Annotated in this window: 14 protein-coding genes; 7 read left to right on the forward strand and 7 right to left on the reverse strand. The window is 68.2% G+C overall.

Annotated elements, in window-relative coordinates; all coding sequences use genetic code 11:
- Positions 1-5: 5 nt before the first annotated feature.
- Complete coding sequence (locus tag GBRO_RS19140) at positions 6-1,334, forward strand: alpha/beta hydrolase domain-containing protein (protein WP_012835532.1); 1,329 nt, start codon at positions 6-8, stop codon at positions 1,332-1,334.
- Between the two features lie 186 nt (positions 1,335-1,520).
- On the opposite strand, the gene GBRO_RS19145 is transcribed toward GBRO_RS19140, so the two are convergent.
- From GBRO_RS19145 to GBRO_RS19160, 4 genes are read right to left on the reverse strand one after another with little or no spacing between them, the layout of a single operon-like run.
- Positions 1,521-2,654 (reverse strand): alpha/beta fold hydrolase, encoded by a 1,134-nt coding sequence (locus tag GBRO_RS19145; RefSeq protein WP_012835533.1) that lies wholly within the window; start codon positions 2,652-2,654, stop codon positions 1,521-1,523.
- Positions 2,651-4,099 carry a wax ester/triacylglycerol synthase domain-containing protein gene (locus GBRO_RS19150; protein ID WP_041919981.1) on the reverse strand — a complete coding sequence of 483 codons (1,449 nt, stop codon included), beginning with the start codon at positions 4,097-4,099 and terminating at the stop codon, positions 2,651-2,653. Before GBRO_RS19150 ends, GBRO_RS19145 begins: the two co-directional genes overlap by 4 nt.
- Before the next feature lies 1 nt (position 4,100).
- On the reverse strand, positions 4,101-5,756 hold the full coding sequence (locus tag GBRO_RS19155; RefSeq protein ID WP_041919982.1) for an AMP-binding protein: 1,656 nt from the start codon (positions 5,754-5,756) through the stop codon (positions 4,101-4,103).
- A gap of 16 nt (positions 5,757-5,772) precedes the next feature.
- Positions 5,773-6,570, reverse strand: coding sequence for a lysophospholipid acyltransferase family protein (locus tag GBRO_RS19160; RefSeq protein WP_012835536.1), 798 nt, complete (start codon positions 6,568-6,570; stop codon positions 5,773-5,775).
- 163 nt (positions 6,571-6,733) lie between these two features.
- On the opposite strand from GBRO_RS19160, the gene GBRO_RS19165 reads away from it, so the two are divergent.
- Genes GBRO_RS19165 through GBRO_RS27585 form a run of 4 tightly spaced genes read left to right on the forward strand, consistent with a single transcriptional unit; the run spans position 6,734 to position 8,386 of the window.
- A complete protein-coding gene (locus GBRO_RS19165) occupies positions 6,734-7,375 on the forward strand; it encodes a hotdog domain-containing protein (protein ID WP_012835537.1) in 642 nt (213 codons plus the stop codon).
- Between the two features lie 4 nt (positions 7,376-7,379).
- Positions 7,380-8,060 carry an alcohol dehydrogenase catalytic domain-containing protein gene (locus GBRO_RS19170; protein ID WP_321573998.1) on the forward strand — a complete coding sequence of 227 codons (681 nt, stop codon included), beginning with the start codon at positions 7,380-7,382 and terminating at the stop codon, positions 8,058-8,060.
- Positions 8,033-8,191, forward strand: a complete 159-nt coding sequence (locus GBRO_RS27580) for a hypothetical protein (protein WP_321573999.1) — start codon at positions 8,033-8,035, stop codon at positions 8,189-8,191. Before GBRO_RS19170 ends, GBRO_RS27580 begins: the two co-directional genes overlap by 28 nt.
- A gap of 15 nt (positions 8,192-8,206) precedes the next feature.
- Positions 8,207-8,386, forward strand: a complete 180-nt coding sequence (locus tag GBRO_RS27585; RefSeq protein WP_321574000.1) for a hypothetical protein — start codon at positions 8,207-8,209, stop codon at positions 8,384-8,386.
- 18 nt (positions 8,387-8,404) lie between these two features.
- On the opposite strand, the gene GBRO_RS19175 is transcribed toward GBRO_RS27585, so the two are convergent.
- From GBRO_RS19175 to GBRO_RS19185, 3 genes are all read right to left on the reverse strand, one after another.
- Complete coding sequence (locus tag GBRO_RS19175; RefSeq protein WP_012835538.1) at positions 8,405-9,133, reverse strand: ATP-binding cassette domain-containing protein; 729 nt, start codon at positions 9,131-9,133, stop codon at positions 8,405-8,407.
- Complete coding sequence (locus GBRO_RS19180; protein ID WP_012835539.1) at positions 9,130-11,904, reverse strand: branched-chain amino acid ABC transporter permease/ATP-binding protein; 2,775 nt, start codon at positions 11,902-11,904, stop codon at positions 9,130-9,132. Before GBRO_RS19180 ends, GBRO_RS19175 begins: the two co-directional genes overlap by 4 nt.
- A 76-nt stretch (positions 11,905-11,980) precedes the next feature.
- Positions 11,981-13,156: an ABC transporter substrate-binding protein gene (locus GBRO_RS19185; RefSeq protein ID WP_012835540.1), complete on the reverse strand. Its 1,176-nt coding sequence runs from the start codon at positions 13,154-13,156 to the stop codon at positions 11,981-11,983.
- Between the two features lie 348 nt (positions 13,157-13,504).
- On the opposite strand from GBRO_RS19185, the gene GBRO_RS19190 reads away from it, so the two are divergent.
- Together GBRO_RS19190 and GBRO_RS19195 are read left to right on the forward strand one after the other, a co-directional pair.
- Complete coding sequence (locus GBRO_RS19190) at positions 13,505-14,200, forward strand: TetR/AcrR family transcriptional regulator (protein ID WP_012835541.1); 696 nt, start codon at positions 13,505-13,507, stop codon at positions 14,198-14,200.
- Positions 14,193-15,119 carry an amidohydrolase family protein gene (locus GBRO_RS19195; protein WP_012835542.1) on the forward strand — a complete coding sequence of 309 codons (927 nt, stop codon included), beginning with the start codon at positions 14,193-14,195 and terminating at the stop codon, positions 15,117-15,119. Before GBRO_RS19190 ends, GBRO_RS19195 begins: the two co-directional genes overlap by 8 nt.
- The last annotated feature ends 26 nt before the right edge of the window (positions 15,120-15,145 follow it).

The raw sequence follows: 15,145 nt of genomic DNA on the forward strand, positions 1-15,145 counted from the left end.
CACACATGAGCTTTCGTGAGCTGACCGGCGGCAACGGCTGTTCGATCCTCAGCGCAACCCCGGGTCCGGACCTGGCCGCCGCAGGATACGACGAGACCGAGTACGCGTTCGACGGGACCGTCGGGGGTGTCACGGCCGACGGCGTGGTGGCCCCTGCGGAGTTCACCACCCGCGTTCTGGTGCGCCGCCCGGTTGCGCAGGAGCGCTTCAACGGCGTCCTCGTCGTCGAGTGGCTCAACGTCAGCAGCGGCAGCGACGCCGCACCCGAATACACCTATCTCGCCGAGGAACTCGTCCGCGGCGGCTATGCCTGGGCGGGTGTGTCGGCGCAGTACACCGGGATCGAGGGCGGTGAGGGGTCGGTCGGACTCGCCGATGCCGGCGCGCAGGGCCTGGCGGGCAAGGACCCCGAACGCTATGCCGGTCTCCGCCATCCCGGCGACGCCTACTGCTTTGACATCTTCGCCGCAGTCGGCCGGGCTTTGAGCCCCGACGCCGACGACCCGGCGCACCCTCTGGCCGGGCTGTCGGTACATCACACCCTCGCCGTGGGTGAATCACAATCGGCGATGGCGTTGACCACGTACACAACACGTTTCGCCGCCGAGCACCGAGTCTTCGACGCGTATCTGATCCACAGCCGGGCCGCTGCGGGACTACCGCTCGGTGAGCCGGACTCCGGTATCGACGTCGGCGCGACCTTCCTCGGTGAACCCACGCCCCTGCGGACGGATCTCGACGTGCCGGTGTTCACCGTGCAGACCGAGACCGACGTACTCACCAACTTTCGCTTTTACCGCGCGCAACAGCCGGATACCGACCGGATTCGGACCTGGGAGATCGCCGGCACCTCCCACGCGGATCTGCATCAGATCGGCCCTTACGAATCCATGCTCGGCTGTCCGCAACCGGTGAACCGAGGCCAGCAACGCTTTGTGCTGCGCGCCGCTCTACGCCACCTGCACACCTGGGTGAGCGAAGGCACGCCACCGCCGACGGCCGAGCCGCTGCTGCTCGATCACACGAATCCCGAAGAGCCGCAACTGGTGACAGACGAGCTCGGCAACGCTCGCGGCGGAGTCCGTACCCCGTGCGTCGAAGCAGCCACCCAGGTCCTCAGTGGCGTGGTACCCGACCCGGTATCGCGTATCTGCCTTCTCTTCGGATCCACCACACCGATCCCCAGCGATCTTCTCGCGGCCCGCTACGGTACCCGGGAGAACTACCAGCACCTCTACGACAAGGCTGCCGACGCCTCGATCGCCGATGGGTTCACCCTCCCCGAAGATCGCGCGGAGCTGCGAGCCGACGCCAATCCCGACCTGATCCCCTGATCCGCGCGCTTCCCATCTCCTGGTTGGGCCGCGTCATACTCGGCTGGTTGAGCCACGTCATATTCAGCTGGTTGAGCCGCGACGGACGAGCGAAGCGAGACCGCCGCGTGTCGAAACCAACAGTGAGACAACACTGTGCAGAAAAGCCAACGCACGACAGTCTCGCTACGCTCGCCTCGTCGCGACTCAGCCGGCCGGCGGTGTCAGGAAGGCGTCGGTCGCGCGGCGAATGTCCCCGGAGATCGCGTGGCCCACATGACTTCCTGGATACCAGTGAATGTGCCCCGACCAGTGGTCACCGAGGCGCTGCGCGGCGGTCACGGAGGTCACGCGGTCGTTGAGGGCGGCGACCACCATGCGTCGGTCGGGCACCGCCTGTGGCGTCACCGACAGCGGATCGATCGCCGAGGAGATCGCGCGCACGGCGTCGGATCGCATGAGTGTGGCCAGGGCCTTGCCCTTGGACCCACCGCGCGCCATGTGGTGCGCGAGGGTGGCGTGCATGTCGAGCATCGGGACCACGGCGAGTACCGAGGTGACGGCCGGCTCCAGCGCCGACACCAGCGCCGCGATCGGTCCGCCCAATGATGTTCCGGCGATGGTGATCTCCGATGGTTGATGCGTGTCTATCCACCGGATCAGCGAGCGTATCTCGGCGACCGCGCGCATCGTCATCAACACGTTGCGCAGCGGATCGAAGCCCGGGTAGGCGATCTGCTTCATCCGGCGCGATCCGTGTGCGGGCAAAACCGGGAACACGACGTCGTAACCGAGGCGGGAATGCAGGTGCGCCGCGCGGAATGCGTAGAGGTCGTCGGAGCGGCCCTGCGCAGCGCCGTGCACCCAGATGAGCCACCGCCGTCCGGTGCCGCCGCGGGTCAGCACCCGTACCGAGGCGATACCGTCCGCGTAGGGGTCGGCATGCGCGGCCGACAGCGGCAGACTCAATGCCACCCGATAGTCGATGTGGTGGAAGCCGGTGGTCCCGAATACTTTTCGTCGACGATCCAGGATCGTCGGCGGTCCCGGCGCAACGTTGAGCTCAGCGGTGTTCGACGCCACGAACTCGTCGGCGACCCCCGCACATCGCGCTACCGCGGCCTCGACCTCCGACAACGGCGGGATGTCGCGGATCACCGAGTTGATGGCGATGAAGAACTCGTCGATGGCGGTCTCCCCGACCGCTCGAGCGCCGCAGTCGGCGGCCGGGACACCCGATGCCGGGTCACCGTGGCCGGCATTGCGGACGGCGCCGATCGCGCGTGGCATCACCCCGGCGAACAGACCCAGTCGGGCCAGGCCGGATTCCCAGTCGGTCACCCGGCTTCCCTGGCCAGTCCCGGCGCCCCGACCGTCTCCTGGTCGGCCAGCGCTGCCGCGACCTCGTCGAGCGCCTCTCGTACCCGCTCGATGAACCCGGCCGGGTCGGGCATGGATTCGGGTGTGGCGATGAGCCCCATGCTGATCCGTCCTGCGTAGCTGTAGGCGGTGAGATTGACGTCGGCCGGCGCGATCGCCAGAGCGAACGAGATCCAGTCGACCACCTCGATGTCACCGATCCAGCGTGTCTCCCGCGGCCCCGGCATGTTGGCGGTGGTGATGTTGTTCATCACCAACGGTGCCCGATGGGCGGCGAGCGACCGGAACACCGGCCCCAGTCGTCCGGTGTAGGTGGCGAGTTTCGCGGTGAGGTCGAAACCGATGTCGCGTCGTCGTGCCACGGCCGCCGCGCAACTCGCTGAGGTCTCCACCACCCGCTCCACCGGGTCGGCCAGGTCGCTGCGGAGATAGGCTGCGGCGGTCGCGATCTCGTTTCCGTGGGTGCGTGTCGACGCGAGATCCCGGCACACCCCGAAGACGGTCACCGAGACACCCGGGTCCTCCCCGCGGGCCACCAGCTCAGCCCTGGTCGCACCCGCGATGATGCCGTGCAGGGCGCCGTTGACGGTGGTCCCGGTGGCCAGCGCGATCCGTTGCACCGCCGCCAAGCTGATGTCGCCGCTCGCGCAGACCCGACGCGCTCCGCTGCGTGCGTTGAAACTGGTGCGACGTACGGTCAGCGGCTTGGGAATTCGATGCCCCTCCGTCGACTGCCGCTTGACCTGTGTCGCCCGGGCGAAGTCACCGACCACGGTCGGCACACCACGCAACAGCCGCCAGGATTCGGCGCGCGCGGCTCGCCACAGGTGGCGCGAATCCCCTTCGGCGGCTGATGTTGCGGCGGCAGATGGTGACACGGGTGCCGGCCGCACGGTCTCCCCGCGCGGCGCGGTGGCGGCCATGAACGTGTTGAGGGCGGCGAGTCCGTCGGCGACGGCGTGATGCACGCGCACCACCACCGCCTGCCTTCCACCGGCCAGCCCGTGGACCAGTGTCAGCGCCCACAGCGGCCGGCTCCGGTCGAGTTGACGGACCGCGAGATCGGCCAGCACCGCGTCGAGTTCGTCACGGCCGCCGGGCGCCTGCACGCTCATCTCGTCGAGGTGTGCGTCGACGTCGAAGTCGTTGTCGGACACCCAGAACGGCCGCGCCCCATATCCGGCCAGCCATTCGAGCCGCTGCGTCGCACGCGGGAACATGCCGAGGTATCCGGGCAAGACCGAGCGCACCTCGGCGAGGCTGATCGCGCGGCCGCGCTCCGCGGTGTCGAGCACCGCGACCTTGAGCGTGTGCATCGGCGTACTCGGCGTCTCCATGTTGAGCATCAGCGCGTCGGGTCCGGTCATCCGCTCACCACGGATGTGTTGTGCCGCACTCGCGTTCATGTCAGCCCACCTTCCGGTCCGGCGTGGGCTCCCCCGACTCCACGAGTTGACGTTTGAGCACCTTTCCGGTGGCGTTGCGCGGTAGCTCGTCGATGAAGTGGACATCGCGCGGGACCTTGAAACCCGCGAGCTGCTCGCGTACGTGATCGCGCAGCGCTTCGGCGCCGACGATGGTCTGCGGGGCCCGGACGACGTAGGCGGCCAGTCGCTGGCCGAACTTCGGGTCGTCGACGCCGATCACCGCGACCTCGCGGACCGCGGGATGGGCGCCGATGACCTGCTCGACCTCGAGTGGGTAGACGTTCTCGCCTCCCGAGACGATCATCTCGTCGTCACGCCCGACGACGAAGAGCAGTCCGCGCTCGTCGACGCGTCCGACGTCACCGGACACCATGTGCCCGTCGGCGAATGCCTTGGTGTCACTGGAGGTGTAACCGTCGAAGCCGGAATTACTGGCGACGACGATCCGCCCCACCTCGCCGGTGGGCACCTCCCGATCGGCGTCGTCGAGTAGCCGGACGCTGGTGCCGGTCAGCGGGCGGCCCGCCGTGTCGGGGGCGAGACGCAGGTCGGCGGGGGTGGCCGTACTGATCAGTCCGGCCTCGGTGGCGTTGTAGCTGTTGTAGACGACATCCCCGAAGCGATCCATGAACCCCAGCAGCGCGTCGGTCCGCATCCGTGAGCCGCTGGCGGTGACGAACCGCAGCGACGGCATCTGATGCGCGTCGAGGACGTCGTCGGGCAGATCCATGATCCGCTCGAGCATCACCGGCACCACCGCGAGACCGCCGGCGCCGTGCTCGCGCACGAGTTCGAGGGTGGCCACCGGATCGAACCGACGGCGCATCACCATGGTGCAGGTCATCGTCGCCGAGATCGCGACCTGCCCGAATCCCCACGCGTGAAAGATCGGGGCGGCGATCACCGTGGTCTCGCCGGCGCGCCACGGAATGCGATCGAGCATCGCGGCGAGCGAACCGATGTCGGTGGAGCCGCCGCGACGTGCCCCCTTGGGGGTCCCGGTGGTGCCCGAGGTGAGCAGCACGATGCGGCCGGCCCGCTCGGGTACCGGGGCGCGGCGGCCGAGGTTGGCCTCGATCAGTCCGTCGACGGTGTCACCGGTGGCGGTCCCCTCCACCCACGCGCGCACGTGCCGCAACTGCGGGTTGCGTCCGAGCGCGTGAGCGATGAGTCCGTCGAACTCGTCGTCGGCGATCACCAGGTCCACGTGTTCGCGGATGAGGACATCGGCCAGTTGCGGTGCGGCGAAGCCGGTGTTGAGCAGGACCGAGTCGAGGCCCAGACGTGAAGTGGCGGCGAGAGATTCGATGATGCCGCGGTGGTTGCGGCACATGATGGCCACGGTGGTGACCCGATGGCCGCCGAGATCGGCGAGGGCGGCCGCCAGCGCATCGCAGCGATCATCGAGTTCTCGCCAGGTGAGGTGGCCGGCGTCGTCGAGAAGAGCACGTCCGTGCGGGTCACGTGCCGCGGCGAGCCCGATACCGCTGACCGGTGAGGCGCCGCCATGACGCCGCATCGCCAGTCCCATCCGGACGTACCGGTCGAGCCGGAGACTGCCGAGGAAACCGCTGCCGACGAGGGTGCGGATCAGCCAGCACACGTACGCGCCGCGCTCGCGAAGGTGATTCATCAGAAGAGTTCCTCTCTGCTCAGCCGAGGACCGGGAAACGACGACGGCGGGCGAGGTCGTCGAGGGCGTGCTGCATTCGTTTGCGCACCATCTCGTCGACGTCGGCGATCTCCGGGTTCGTCCCGAACTCGGCGGTGATGTCGATGGGGTCGAGAACCTCGGTCACCAGCTTGGACGGCAGCGGGATGTTCGGCGGGAAGCCGGGTGTGATGCCGAACGGGAATCCGAACCCCAGTGGGGCACTTTTGATCCGCAGCAGTCGGTCGACGCCGAGGAACTTCGCGAGGCCGTCGCCGCGGTTGATGAAGAACTGGGTTTCCTGACCGCCGATGGTGACGATCGGCACAATCGGCACGCCGGCCTCCAGGGCGGTCCGGATGTAGCCGGTCCGGCCGTGGAAGTCGATCTGCGCACCCTGTGAGCTGGGGCGCATCGCCTCCCAGTCGCCACCGGGGAAGACGATGGTCGCGGCTCCGGACCGCAAGGCCTGCACCGCATTGCGTGGGTGAGCCGGCAGGAATCCGACCTTGCCGAAGATCTGCCTGCCCAGGCCGGTGAACATCAGGTCGTGGGCCAGTGTGTACAGCGGGCGGCGCTCACCGAACTCCTCGGCGAAGGCCACCGCGATCACCGGCACGTCGAAGGCCATCAGCCCGCCGGAATGGTTGGAGACCAGCAGCACACCACCGTCGGGGACCTTGTCCATGCCGCGCACCTCCGAACGGAAGTAGGTCTTGGCGACCATGCGCAGCACGGGCAGCACCCGCCCGACCCAGGTCTCGTCGCGGGCGGTGAGGTCGATGGTGTCGGCGCTCATGTCACTCCTGACAGCTGTGTCCGCCGAGTGGACGAATCACCGCGCAGCGTTGGTCGGTGTTCGCGATTCCGGCAGAATGAGAACGTGTTCTAGTATTGAATTAGAACACGTTCTAGTTTTCGTGGCCACCGGAGGTGGCGAAGACCACAAGGTGGGGAGTCGCATGGAGTTCACCCTCGAGGACATATCGGAGGCCGAGGTCGCGCGGCGGCGGGACCTCTACGCACCGCTCGCCGACACGGTGCGCGATCTGATCGACGCGGTCATCCGCACCGAAGTCGGCGACGACGCCATCGACGACGCCCGACGACGCATCGCCGCCGTCGTCGACGACCTGCGTGCCGAACAGATCGACGGGCCCTACGGTGTGCGCTACACCCGCGAATACACCGGCATGCCCTGGGGCAACGCCGTCATCGGACTGCGCAACGCCATCGCCCCGCCGATCCGCACCGAGCGTGTTCCCGAGGGCGTACGCGCCTCGTTCACCCTCGGCGCCGCCTACGAGGGTCCGGGCGGACATGTCCACGGCGGGGTGTGCGCGATGATCCTCGACCATGTGCTCGGCGAGGGCGCCAGCTCCGACGACGTGCCCTGCTACACCGGCACCATCACGATGCGCTATCTGCGGCCCACACCCCTCGGCGAGCTGACCGCGGCGTCCTGGATCACCGAGCGCGAGGGGCGCAAGAAGATCGTGCGCGGCACGCTGTCCGACGCCGCGGGTGTCACCGTGGAGGCCGACGGGATCTTCATCGTGCCTAAGAGCTGGGACGGCCCCATGCCCCGTAAGTCGCGGGACTGACCCGGTGCGGGCCGCGGTCACCGCCGAGGGCGGTTTCGAGGTCGTCGACGTCGACGATCCCCGGCCGGCTCCCGGCGAACTACTGCTGCGGGTGGCGGCCAATGGGATCTGCGGATCCGACGTGTCCACCGCACCGTTGCTCCCGCCGGGAATCATCATGGGCCACGAGTTCGCCGGCGAGGTGATCGGTCACGGCAACGGTGCCGATCACGATCAGTGGCCGGCCGGTACGCCGGTGGCGGTCATGCCGGTCGCCGGGTGCGGACACTGCCGGGCATGCGCCGTCGGCGACATCGCGCGGTGCGCCTCGGCTCAGACCCTCGGGCTCGGGCTGGGTGCCGGCGCACTGGCCGAATTCGTTTGTGTGCCGGCCGGTTCCTGCGTCCGGCTCGACACCCTGGCCCCCGCCGGCGCCGAGGTGGATCTGGTGGGTTCCGCGATCACCGAACCCCTTGCCGTCGGCCTCCACGCGGTCAGCGCAGCCCGGGTCGCACCGGGTGACCGGGTTCTGGTGATCGGCGCCGGGCCGGTGGGATTGGCTGTCCTGCACTGGTTGTCGAGGTCCACGGCGTCGACGGTCGTCTGCTCGGACAAGGCCGCCCACGTCGCACCGCCGCCGCGGACAACGGCGCGACGACGTCCCTCGACCCGGCCGACGTGCCGTCCGGGGCTTTCGACGTCGTGATCGAATGCGCGGGCAAACCCGGGGTGATCGCCGCGGCGATCGATGCGGCCGCGCCCCTGGGCACCGTCGTCGTCGCGGGCGTGTGCCTGTCCGCCGACAGCTTCCTGCCGGTCGCCGGCGTCGTCAAATAGCTGACCCTGCTGTTCGTGTCCTATTACACGCGAGCCGAATTCGAGGCCGCCGCCCGCGCCGTCGTCACCGGGTCGGTGGCATCCGACGCCTTCGTCAGTGAACGAGCCGGACTCGATTCGGTCGGACGGGTGATCACCGAACTCGGCTTACCGGGCGACCAACGCAAGGTGCTGATCGTCCCGGGTCACGGCTGACCGGTCGGGGGTTGCCACTCAGCCGGGCGCGGCGGCCGACTCACCGAGGTAGGCGCGTTCGATTCGCCTGGGGTCGGCGGCGAGCGCGGCCGCATCGTCGGCCAGCCGGATCTCCCCGTGCACCAGCACGATCGCGCGGTCGGCGACCTCGAGCGCCATCCGCACATGCTGTTCGACGAGGACGATCGCGGTGCCGTCCGTCGCGGCGACGGCCCGCAGCACCGGCAGGATCGACTCGACGACGATCGGCGCGAGACCCATACTGAGCTCGTCGATCAGCAACACCGCGGGACGCTGCAACAGGGCACGGGCGATGGCGAGCATCTGTTGTTCGCCGCCGGAGAGCTGTCCGGCATCGACTTTGAGCCGCGGCCGCAGCGCCGGAAAATGGTGCAGCACCTCGTCGATGGCACTCTTGCGGCCACCGCGCTTACGGACCGCCAGCGCGAGGTTGTCGGCCGTGCTCAACCGCCGGAACAACGCCCGGTCATCGGGAACCAGCACCAGGCCGGCGCGAACGGCTGCGCGGGTACCACCGGCGGCAAGCTCGTGTCCGGCCACCGACACCGTCCCACCCAGCCGGGGCAGCAGCCCGGCCAGCGTGGTCAGCAGCGTCGTCTTCCCGGCTCCGTTGGGTCCGATCAGGGCGACGATCTCACCGTCGTCGACGGTCAGATCCAGCCCGCGCACACAGGGACTCGTCCGCGTGTAACCGGCGTCCAGAGCGTGGCATTCGAGGGCCGTCACGTCGTCATCTCCTCGGGTATCGACGCCTGCGCGTCTCCTGGTTTCGATCCACCTGCACCCACCGGTGCGCCGAGGTAGGCCGCGATCACCCGATCGTCGCGCCGGATCTCCTCGGGTGTGCCGGTCGCGATCACGGCACCGAGATCGAGCACGATGACGCGGTCGCAGATGCCGAGCACCAGATCCATGTCGTGGTCGATGAGCAACATCGTCATGCCGGCTGCCCGCGCAGCCAGCAATCGTTCACCCAACCAACCACTTTCCGAACTGTCGAGGCCGGCGGCCGGCTCGTCGAGCAACGCGATCGTGGGACGGCGGGCCAGCACCCGCGCCACCGACACCAACTGCCGTTGTCCCTGCGACAGGTCGGCGGCAGGCACATCGGCGAGGTGACCGATGTCGAGGAGAGCCAGCACGGAACCGACAGTCCGGGCAGCGTCTTTCGGCGGGCCGGCGGCCCCGGCGAGGAGGTTCTCGGCGACCGACAACTCGTCGTAGAGCTCGATGTCCTGGAAGGTTCGCCCGAGGCCGGCACGGCTGCGCCGATACGCCGAAAGGCCGCCGATGTCGGTACCGCTCAGCAGGATTCGTCCGCGGGCGGGGACGAACCCGCCGATGGCGTCGATCAGGGTCGTCTTGCCGGCGCCGTTGGGGCCGATCAGTCCGACGATCTCACCGGCCCGGACGTCGAAACTCACCGCATCCAGCGCGTTCACGGCACCGTAGCGGACACCGACGTTCTCGACCGTGAGTACGACCTCACCCGCTGGTGCGCGCTCGGCCGGTGGCGGCGCGAGCGCGTCGTCGGCGTCCGACGGTTCGGCCGAAGACCGACGGTCCCGCTGCAGCAGGCGGGGGACCGGGATGCGCGTCAGATGGCCGATGAGCCCGTCGGGGCTGGTGATCACCGTGAGCACCAACAGGATTCCACTGATCAGGAGGTAGTAGTCACCGAAGCTGCCGAAGCGGTCGGACAGGTAGTAGAGCACTCCGCCGGGCGCGAGGAGACCGGCGAGCAACGCACCGGACACCGAGGTCACACCTGCCACGAAGAACACCGCGAACAGGGCGAGTCCCGCGAACACCGCATAGCTGCCCGCAGTGGCCAGCGTCTGCTGATAGGCCAGCAGCGACCCGCCGAGTCCGGCCAGGAACGCGGCCGCCGCAAAGGCGACGAGTTTGGTGACGCCGACGTTGATGCCGGCCGCCGCTGCCGATCGTTCATTGGCCCGCACGGCGAGCATCGATGCGCCGTATCGGCTGCGCCGCAGGGCGGCCACCGCCAGTGCCGCGAGCGCCAGCACCACCAGACAGACGATGCCGAAGGCGATACGTGGGTATCCTTCTCCCGCACCGATTCCCAGGTCCACACCGAAGATCGACGGGCTGTCCACCGGCGCGCCCTGCAGACCGCCGTTGACCGACGGATTGCGAAACCAGAACGCCTCGCAGAACACCGCGAGCGCCAGCGTCGCGACCATCAGCGGCAAACCTCGGACCCGCAGCGCGGGTAGGCCGATCACCACCCCGACGACCAAGGCCACGAGCGCGGCGAGCAACGGGGCCACCGGGAACGGCACACCCAGGTCCGCGGTGAAACGGCTCAGCGCGTACGCGCCCACTCCGGCCAGGGTCAGCTGGGCCAGCGACACCTGACCGGCGTATCCGGTCACCACCACCTGCGAGAGCGCGATCACGGCGAAGATGATGGTCAGGATGACCGCCAGGCGGGCGCTACCCGTGGTCGCCAACAGGGCCAGCACCCCGATGACGAGTCCGATGATCGTGCCCGCGAACAGATGTCGGGGTCGTGGTGATCGGCCGAGGTCCTGTGCGACCACCGCCCCGCGTCCCGGTAGCGGCTTGCCGCGGATGAGGAGGAATCCGATGATCAGCACCAGCGGAATGGCTTCTGCCAGACCGGCGTCGGGCATCCAGTCCACGAGCGACTGCAGATTGGTGGCCTCCGCCTGCAGCATGCCGATGACCAGACCGGCCGACACGGTGAGTGCGATACTCGCGAAGTTTCCGACGAGCGCGGCAGCGAGTGCGGGCACGATGAACATCGAGTACGCGACCGGGTTGAGCGGCACGATCGGCGCGATCACCACCCCGCCGATCGCGGCGGTCCCCGACGACAACGCCCAGTTGCTGATGGCGATGCGGTCGGGCGAGAGGCCGGTGAGCAGAGCACCCTTCTCCGATTCGGCCGCGGCCTCGGTTGCCACACCGAACCTGGTGTAACGCAACACGAGTCCGGCGCAGACCGCCAATCCGACGACGACCGCTGCCAGCCAGATCCGGTCGGTCGGCACGGTCGCGTCGCCGACCCGGAAGGATTGGGGCGCGAAGATGGGCCCGACGGTGGGGGCATCGGCTCCCACCCGTAGCGCCAGCAGTGCCTGGATGACCAGCATCAGACCGATCGACGCGACCGCCTTGGCCAGCACCGGAGCCGAGCGCATCGGCCGAAAGACGATGAGGTAAAGCAGAATTCCGAGAACGGATGCGATCACCACCGCACCGGCGAGTGCCGGTCCCACCCCCAGCCGGCCACCGAGATCGATTCGTGCGTCGAACCCGGGGATCGGGTGGAGCAGGACACCCTGCCGTAGGAACGCATAGGTGTAGGCGGCGTAGAGCGCGACGGCTCCGGTGGCGAAGTTGACCACGCCGGAACTCTTGAAGGTCATCACCAGGGCGAGTCCGAGCGCCGCGTACACCGCGCCGTTGCCCAGTCCCAGCAGAAAGAAGGCGAGATGATCGGTCATTGCACAATCCCCACGATGAACCCAGAACCCGGGGGCGTCCGCGGACGCCCCCGGGCACGGCTGACATGAACCCGCGTCAGTTGTTGACGACGGTGGTGTTGATCAGCTTGACGTCGTCGTCGACGTCGCTGACCAGAATTGCCTTGCTGCACAACGCTCGTAGCTGCGGGATGGCCTTGCCGTTGCAGGTGAACGTCAGTCCGGGTGCGGCCGGCAGCGGCACATCGGTGGCCGTGGACAGCGCCGTGGCGAAGGACTGCGGCGTGACCGGCCCGGTCAGCGACTTACCGACCTCACCGAGCGCCGCGACGACCTGATAGCCGAGGTATCCCAGACCGGACGGATCGGTGTTGGGCGCGTACTTGGCCATCACCGAGCGGTAGAGCACCACACTGGGGTCTTCTGAGGTCGTGTTGACCGTCGTGAAGGCCTTGGACCCCGCGACCGCAGGCTTGCCCACCGCGTCGAGCACGGGCTTGTCCAGGCAGCTGGCGATGAGGTACTTCTTCACCGACGGGGCCGCCGTCTGGAGTGCCTTGAGCGTGGTGATGCACTGCCGCGTGTCGCCGAGAATCGTAACGGCGCCCGGGTTTCCGGCCAGCGCTGCGGTGATCTGCGGCGTCGGGTCGGCTGCACTGGTCGGGATGGTGACCACGTCGAGTTCCACACCGGCGCGCTGGAACATCGGCGTGCCCAGGGCCTTCACCGAGGCGGCCGCATCGCCGCTGTCACCGATGAAGACGGTCAGCTTCTTGACGCCTTCACGTGCGGCCGTGGCGGCCTCACCGCCGAGGACGGCGACGATTCCGCCGGTGAGCATGAAGGATCCCGGCGACGCCATCTCCACCTGGGAGACCGGCGCCTGGGCGATGTAGGGGATTCCCGCGCCGGCGATGATCGGCAGCATCACCGCACCCTGTGCGCCGAGCGGGGTGACCACCGCGGCGACCTTCTGCTCGACCATCTGGTTCGCACAGCGGGTCGCCGAGGCCGGTTCCTCCTGTTGCTTGCACACGACGAGGTCGATCTTGTGCCCGCCGATGCCGCCACCGTTGTTGTTGAGGTACTGGGCGGCTGCCTCGCCGCCCTCCCGCACCATCGGCAGCGTGACCACGCCACCCTCGGGCGCGATGAAGCCGATCTTGATCGGATCACCCGTCGCGGCGTTGCTGGGCAACGCGGTGGTGGTGCCCGCGGCACTCGAGTCGTCGGAGGTGCTGTCGTCGGCGCACGCGGTGATCCCGCCGAGCATGAGCAGAGCCGCGGCGCCGAGAATCCCGGTGGATCTCAGTGCACGCCGCAGCAGTGGTGATGTGGTCAATGTGGTCCCTTCGACACTGATGACACGACACGGCAGATTCCCCCGATGACCAGCCGAGAAGCGAACCCGAAGTGCCAACTGTAAGGCTCACGGTATGGCTTCTGGGAGCAAGGTAGCCCGCCCGTGCGGCGAGCGTGAGGGGATTCGCCGGATTCGATGGTGGGTAACGATTCGGTCCATGCCATCGCGGGCGTCGGCGGTGTTAGGTTGTGGTGCGGCCCAGACCGTCCGAGAATGCAAACCGGGTTGCCCAGGTGGGCAACCCCCGAGCGAGGAGACATGGCCAAGGCGCAGAAGGTGTCCGGAGGGCGGCGTGCCCGCGGGTCGATCTCGGCCGAGGAGATCATCGCGGGGGCCTTCGATGTCGCCGGCAGGGTGTCGCTCAGCGAGTTCAGCATGCCGATGCTCGCCAAACACCTCGGCGTCGGCGTCACCAGCATCTACTGGTACTTCCGCAAGAAGGAGGATCTCCTCGACGCAATGGCCGACAAAGCCAACGAGGAGTACCACGCCGCAACACCGTTCATCGGCGCCGACAACTGGCAGGACGGACTACGACGCCACTTCCGACGGATGCACCAGGCCTTCCGGACGCAGCCGGTTCTCGTCGAACTCACATTGCTGCGACCCTATCCCCACTCGGCGGATCGGACCTCGATGCAGGCGACCGCCGCCAAGCTCGATTCCATGGTCGCGGCGATGGTCGGCGCCGGATTCACCGCCGAGCAGGCCCTCGAGATCTATCTGTCGCTGCTCGCGCACGTGTGCGGTGCGGCGATGGTCGAACACCAGGGCATCTTCGCCACCTACGACGGCGGGCTGCCCCGCGGGGCCGACGAAACCGCCTCGGCGGTGCCGCTTCTCGCTGAGCTGGCCGCCAAGGGGCACCGGATCGACAACGTCGAGGACGCCACCTTCGAGTTCACCTTCGAGGCGATCCTCGCGCAAGCGGAGAGGAGTTTGGGTCATGAGTGAACCGACGACGTCGGGGCCGGCACCGTTCAGCACCGGCGAGGCCGACGATGTGCGGCGCGTCTGGCAGCAACTGGGTCTGCCCGGATTGATCGACGTGCACACGCATTTCATGCCGCGCTCGGTGATGGACAAGGTGTGGGCCTACTTCGATTCCGTCGGACCGCTGGTGGGACGGGAGTGGCCGATCACCTACCGTGCCGATGAGGAGACCAGGATAGAGGCGTTGCGCGCGTTCGGGATACGCGCCTTCTCGTCGCTGGTGTATCCACACAAACCCGACATGGCGGAGTGGCTCAACGGATGGGCTGCCGACTTCGCGTCACGGCACCCCGATTGCCTGCGCACCGCGACTTTCTACCCGGAGGAGCAGGCCAGGACCTACGTGTCGCGCGCCATCGCGTCCGGCGTCCAGGTGTTCAAATGCCATGTGCAGGTGGGTGATTTCTCTCCGCTCGACTCACTGCTCGACGGGGTGTGGTCGCAGATCGCCGACACCGGGGTCCCGGTCATCATCCACTGCGGCTCCGGTCCCGCGCCGGGCAGGTTCACCGGTCCGGCACCGATCGAGAAACTGCTGCAACGCTTTCCGTCGCTGCCACTCATCGTTGCGCACATGGGCACACCCGAGTACGCCGAGTTTTTGGACCTGGCCGCGCGGTTCGAGAACGTCCGCCTGGACACGACGATGTCGTTCACCGACTTCTCCGAAGAAGGCGCCCCCTACCCTGCCGAACTCGTCCCGCGACTATCGGACCTGCGTGCGAAGATCCTCTTCGGCAGCGACTTCCCGAACATTCCCTACGGGTACACCCACGCCCTCGATGCCGTCATCCGCCTCGACCTCGGCGACGACTGGTTACGCGCCGTCCTCCACGACAACGCCGCGCGGCTGTTCGGGATCCCCCCATCCGCTGGTTGAGCCGGGACGGACGAGCCTGCGAGTGG

This window comes from Gordonia bronchialis DSM 43247 (genome assembly GCF_000024785.1).
GTDB lineage: Bacteria > Actinomycetota > Actinomycetes > Mycobacteriales > Mycobacteriaceae > Gordonia > Gordonia bronchialis.

Excerpts from the sequence above, each read along its gene's own strand:
- GBRO_RS19140 (WP_012835532.1), top strand. The coding sequence starts at position 6 with ATGAGCTTTCGTGAGCTGACCGGCGGCAACGGCTGTTCGATCCTCAGC.
- GBRO_RS19150 (WP_041919981.1), bottom strand. The coding sequence starts at position 4,099 with ATGAACGCGAGTGCGGCACAACACATCCGTGGTGAGCGGATGACCGGA.
- GBRO_RS19160 (WP_012835536.1), bottom strand. The coding sequence starts at position 6,570 with ATGAGCGCCGACACCATCGACCTCACCGCCCGCGACGAGACCTGGGTC.
- GBRO_RS19165 (WP_012835537.1), top strand. The coding sequence starts at position 6,734 with ATGGAGTTCACCCTCGAGGACATATCGGAGGCCGAGGTCGCGCGGCGG.
- GBRO_RS19180 (WP_012835539.1), bottom strand. The coding sequence starts at position 11,904 with ATGACCGATCATCTCGCCTTCTTTCTGCTGGGACTGGGCAACGGCGCG.
- GBRO_RS19185 (WP_012835540.1), bottom strand. The coding sequence starts at position 13,156 with ATGCTCGGCGGGATCACCGCGTGCGCCGACGACAGCACCTCCGACGAC.
- GBRO_RS19190 (WP_012835541.1), top strand. The coding sequence starts at position 13,505 with ATGGCCAAGGCGCAGAAGGTGTCCGGAGGGCGGCGTGCCCGCGGGTCG.
- GBRO_RS19195 (WP_012835542.1), top strand. The coding sequence starts at position 14,193 with ATGAGTGAACCGACGACGTCGGGGCCGGCACCGTTCAGCACCGGCGAG.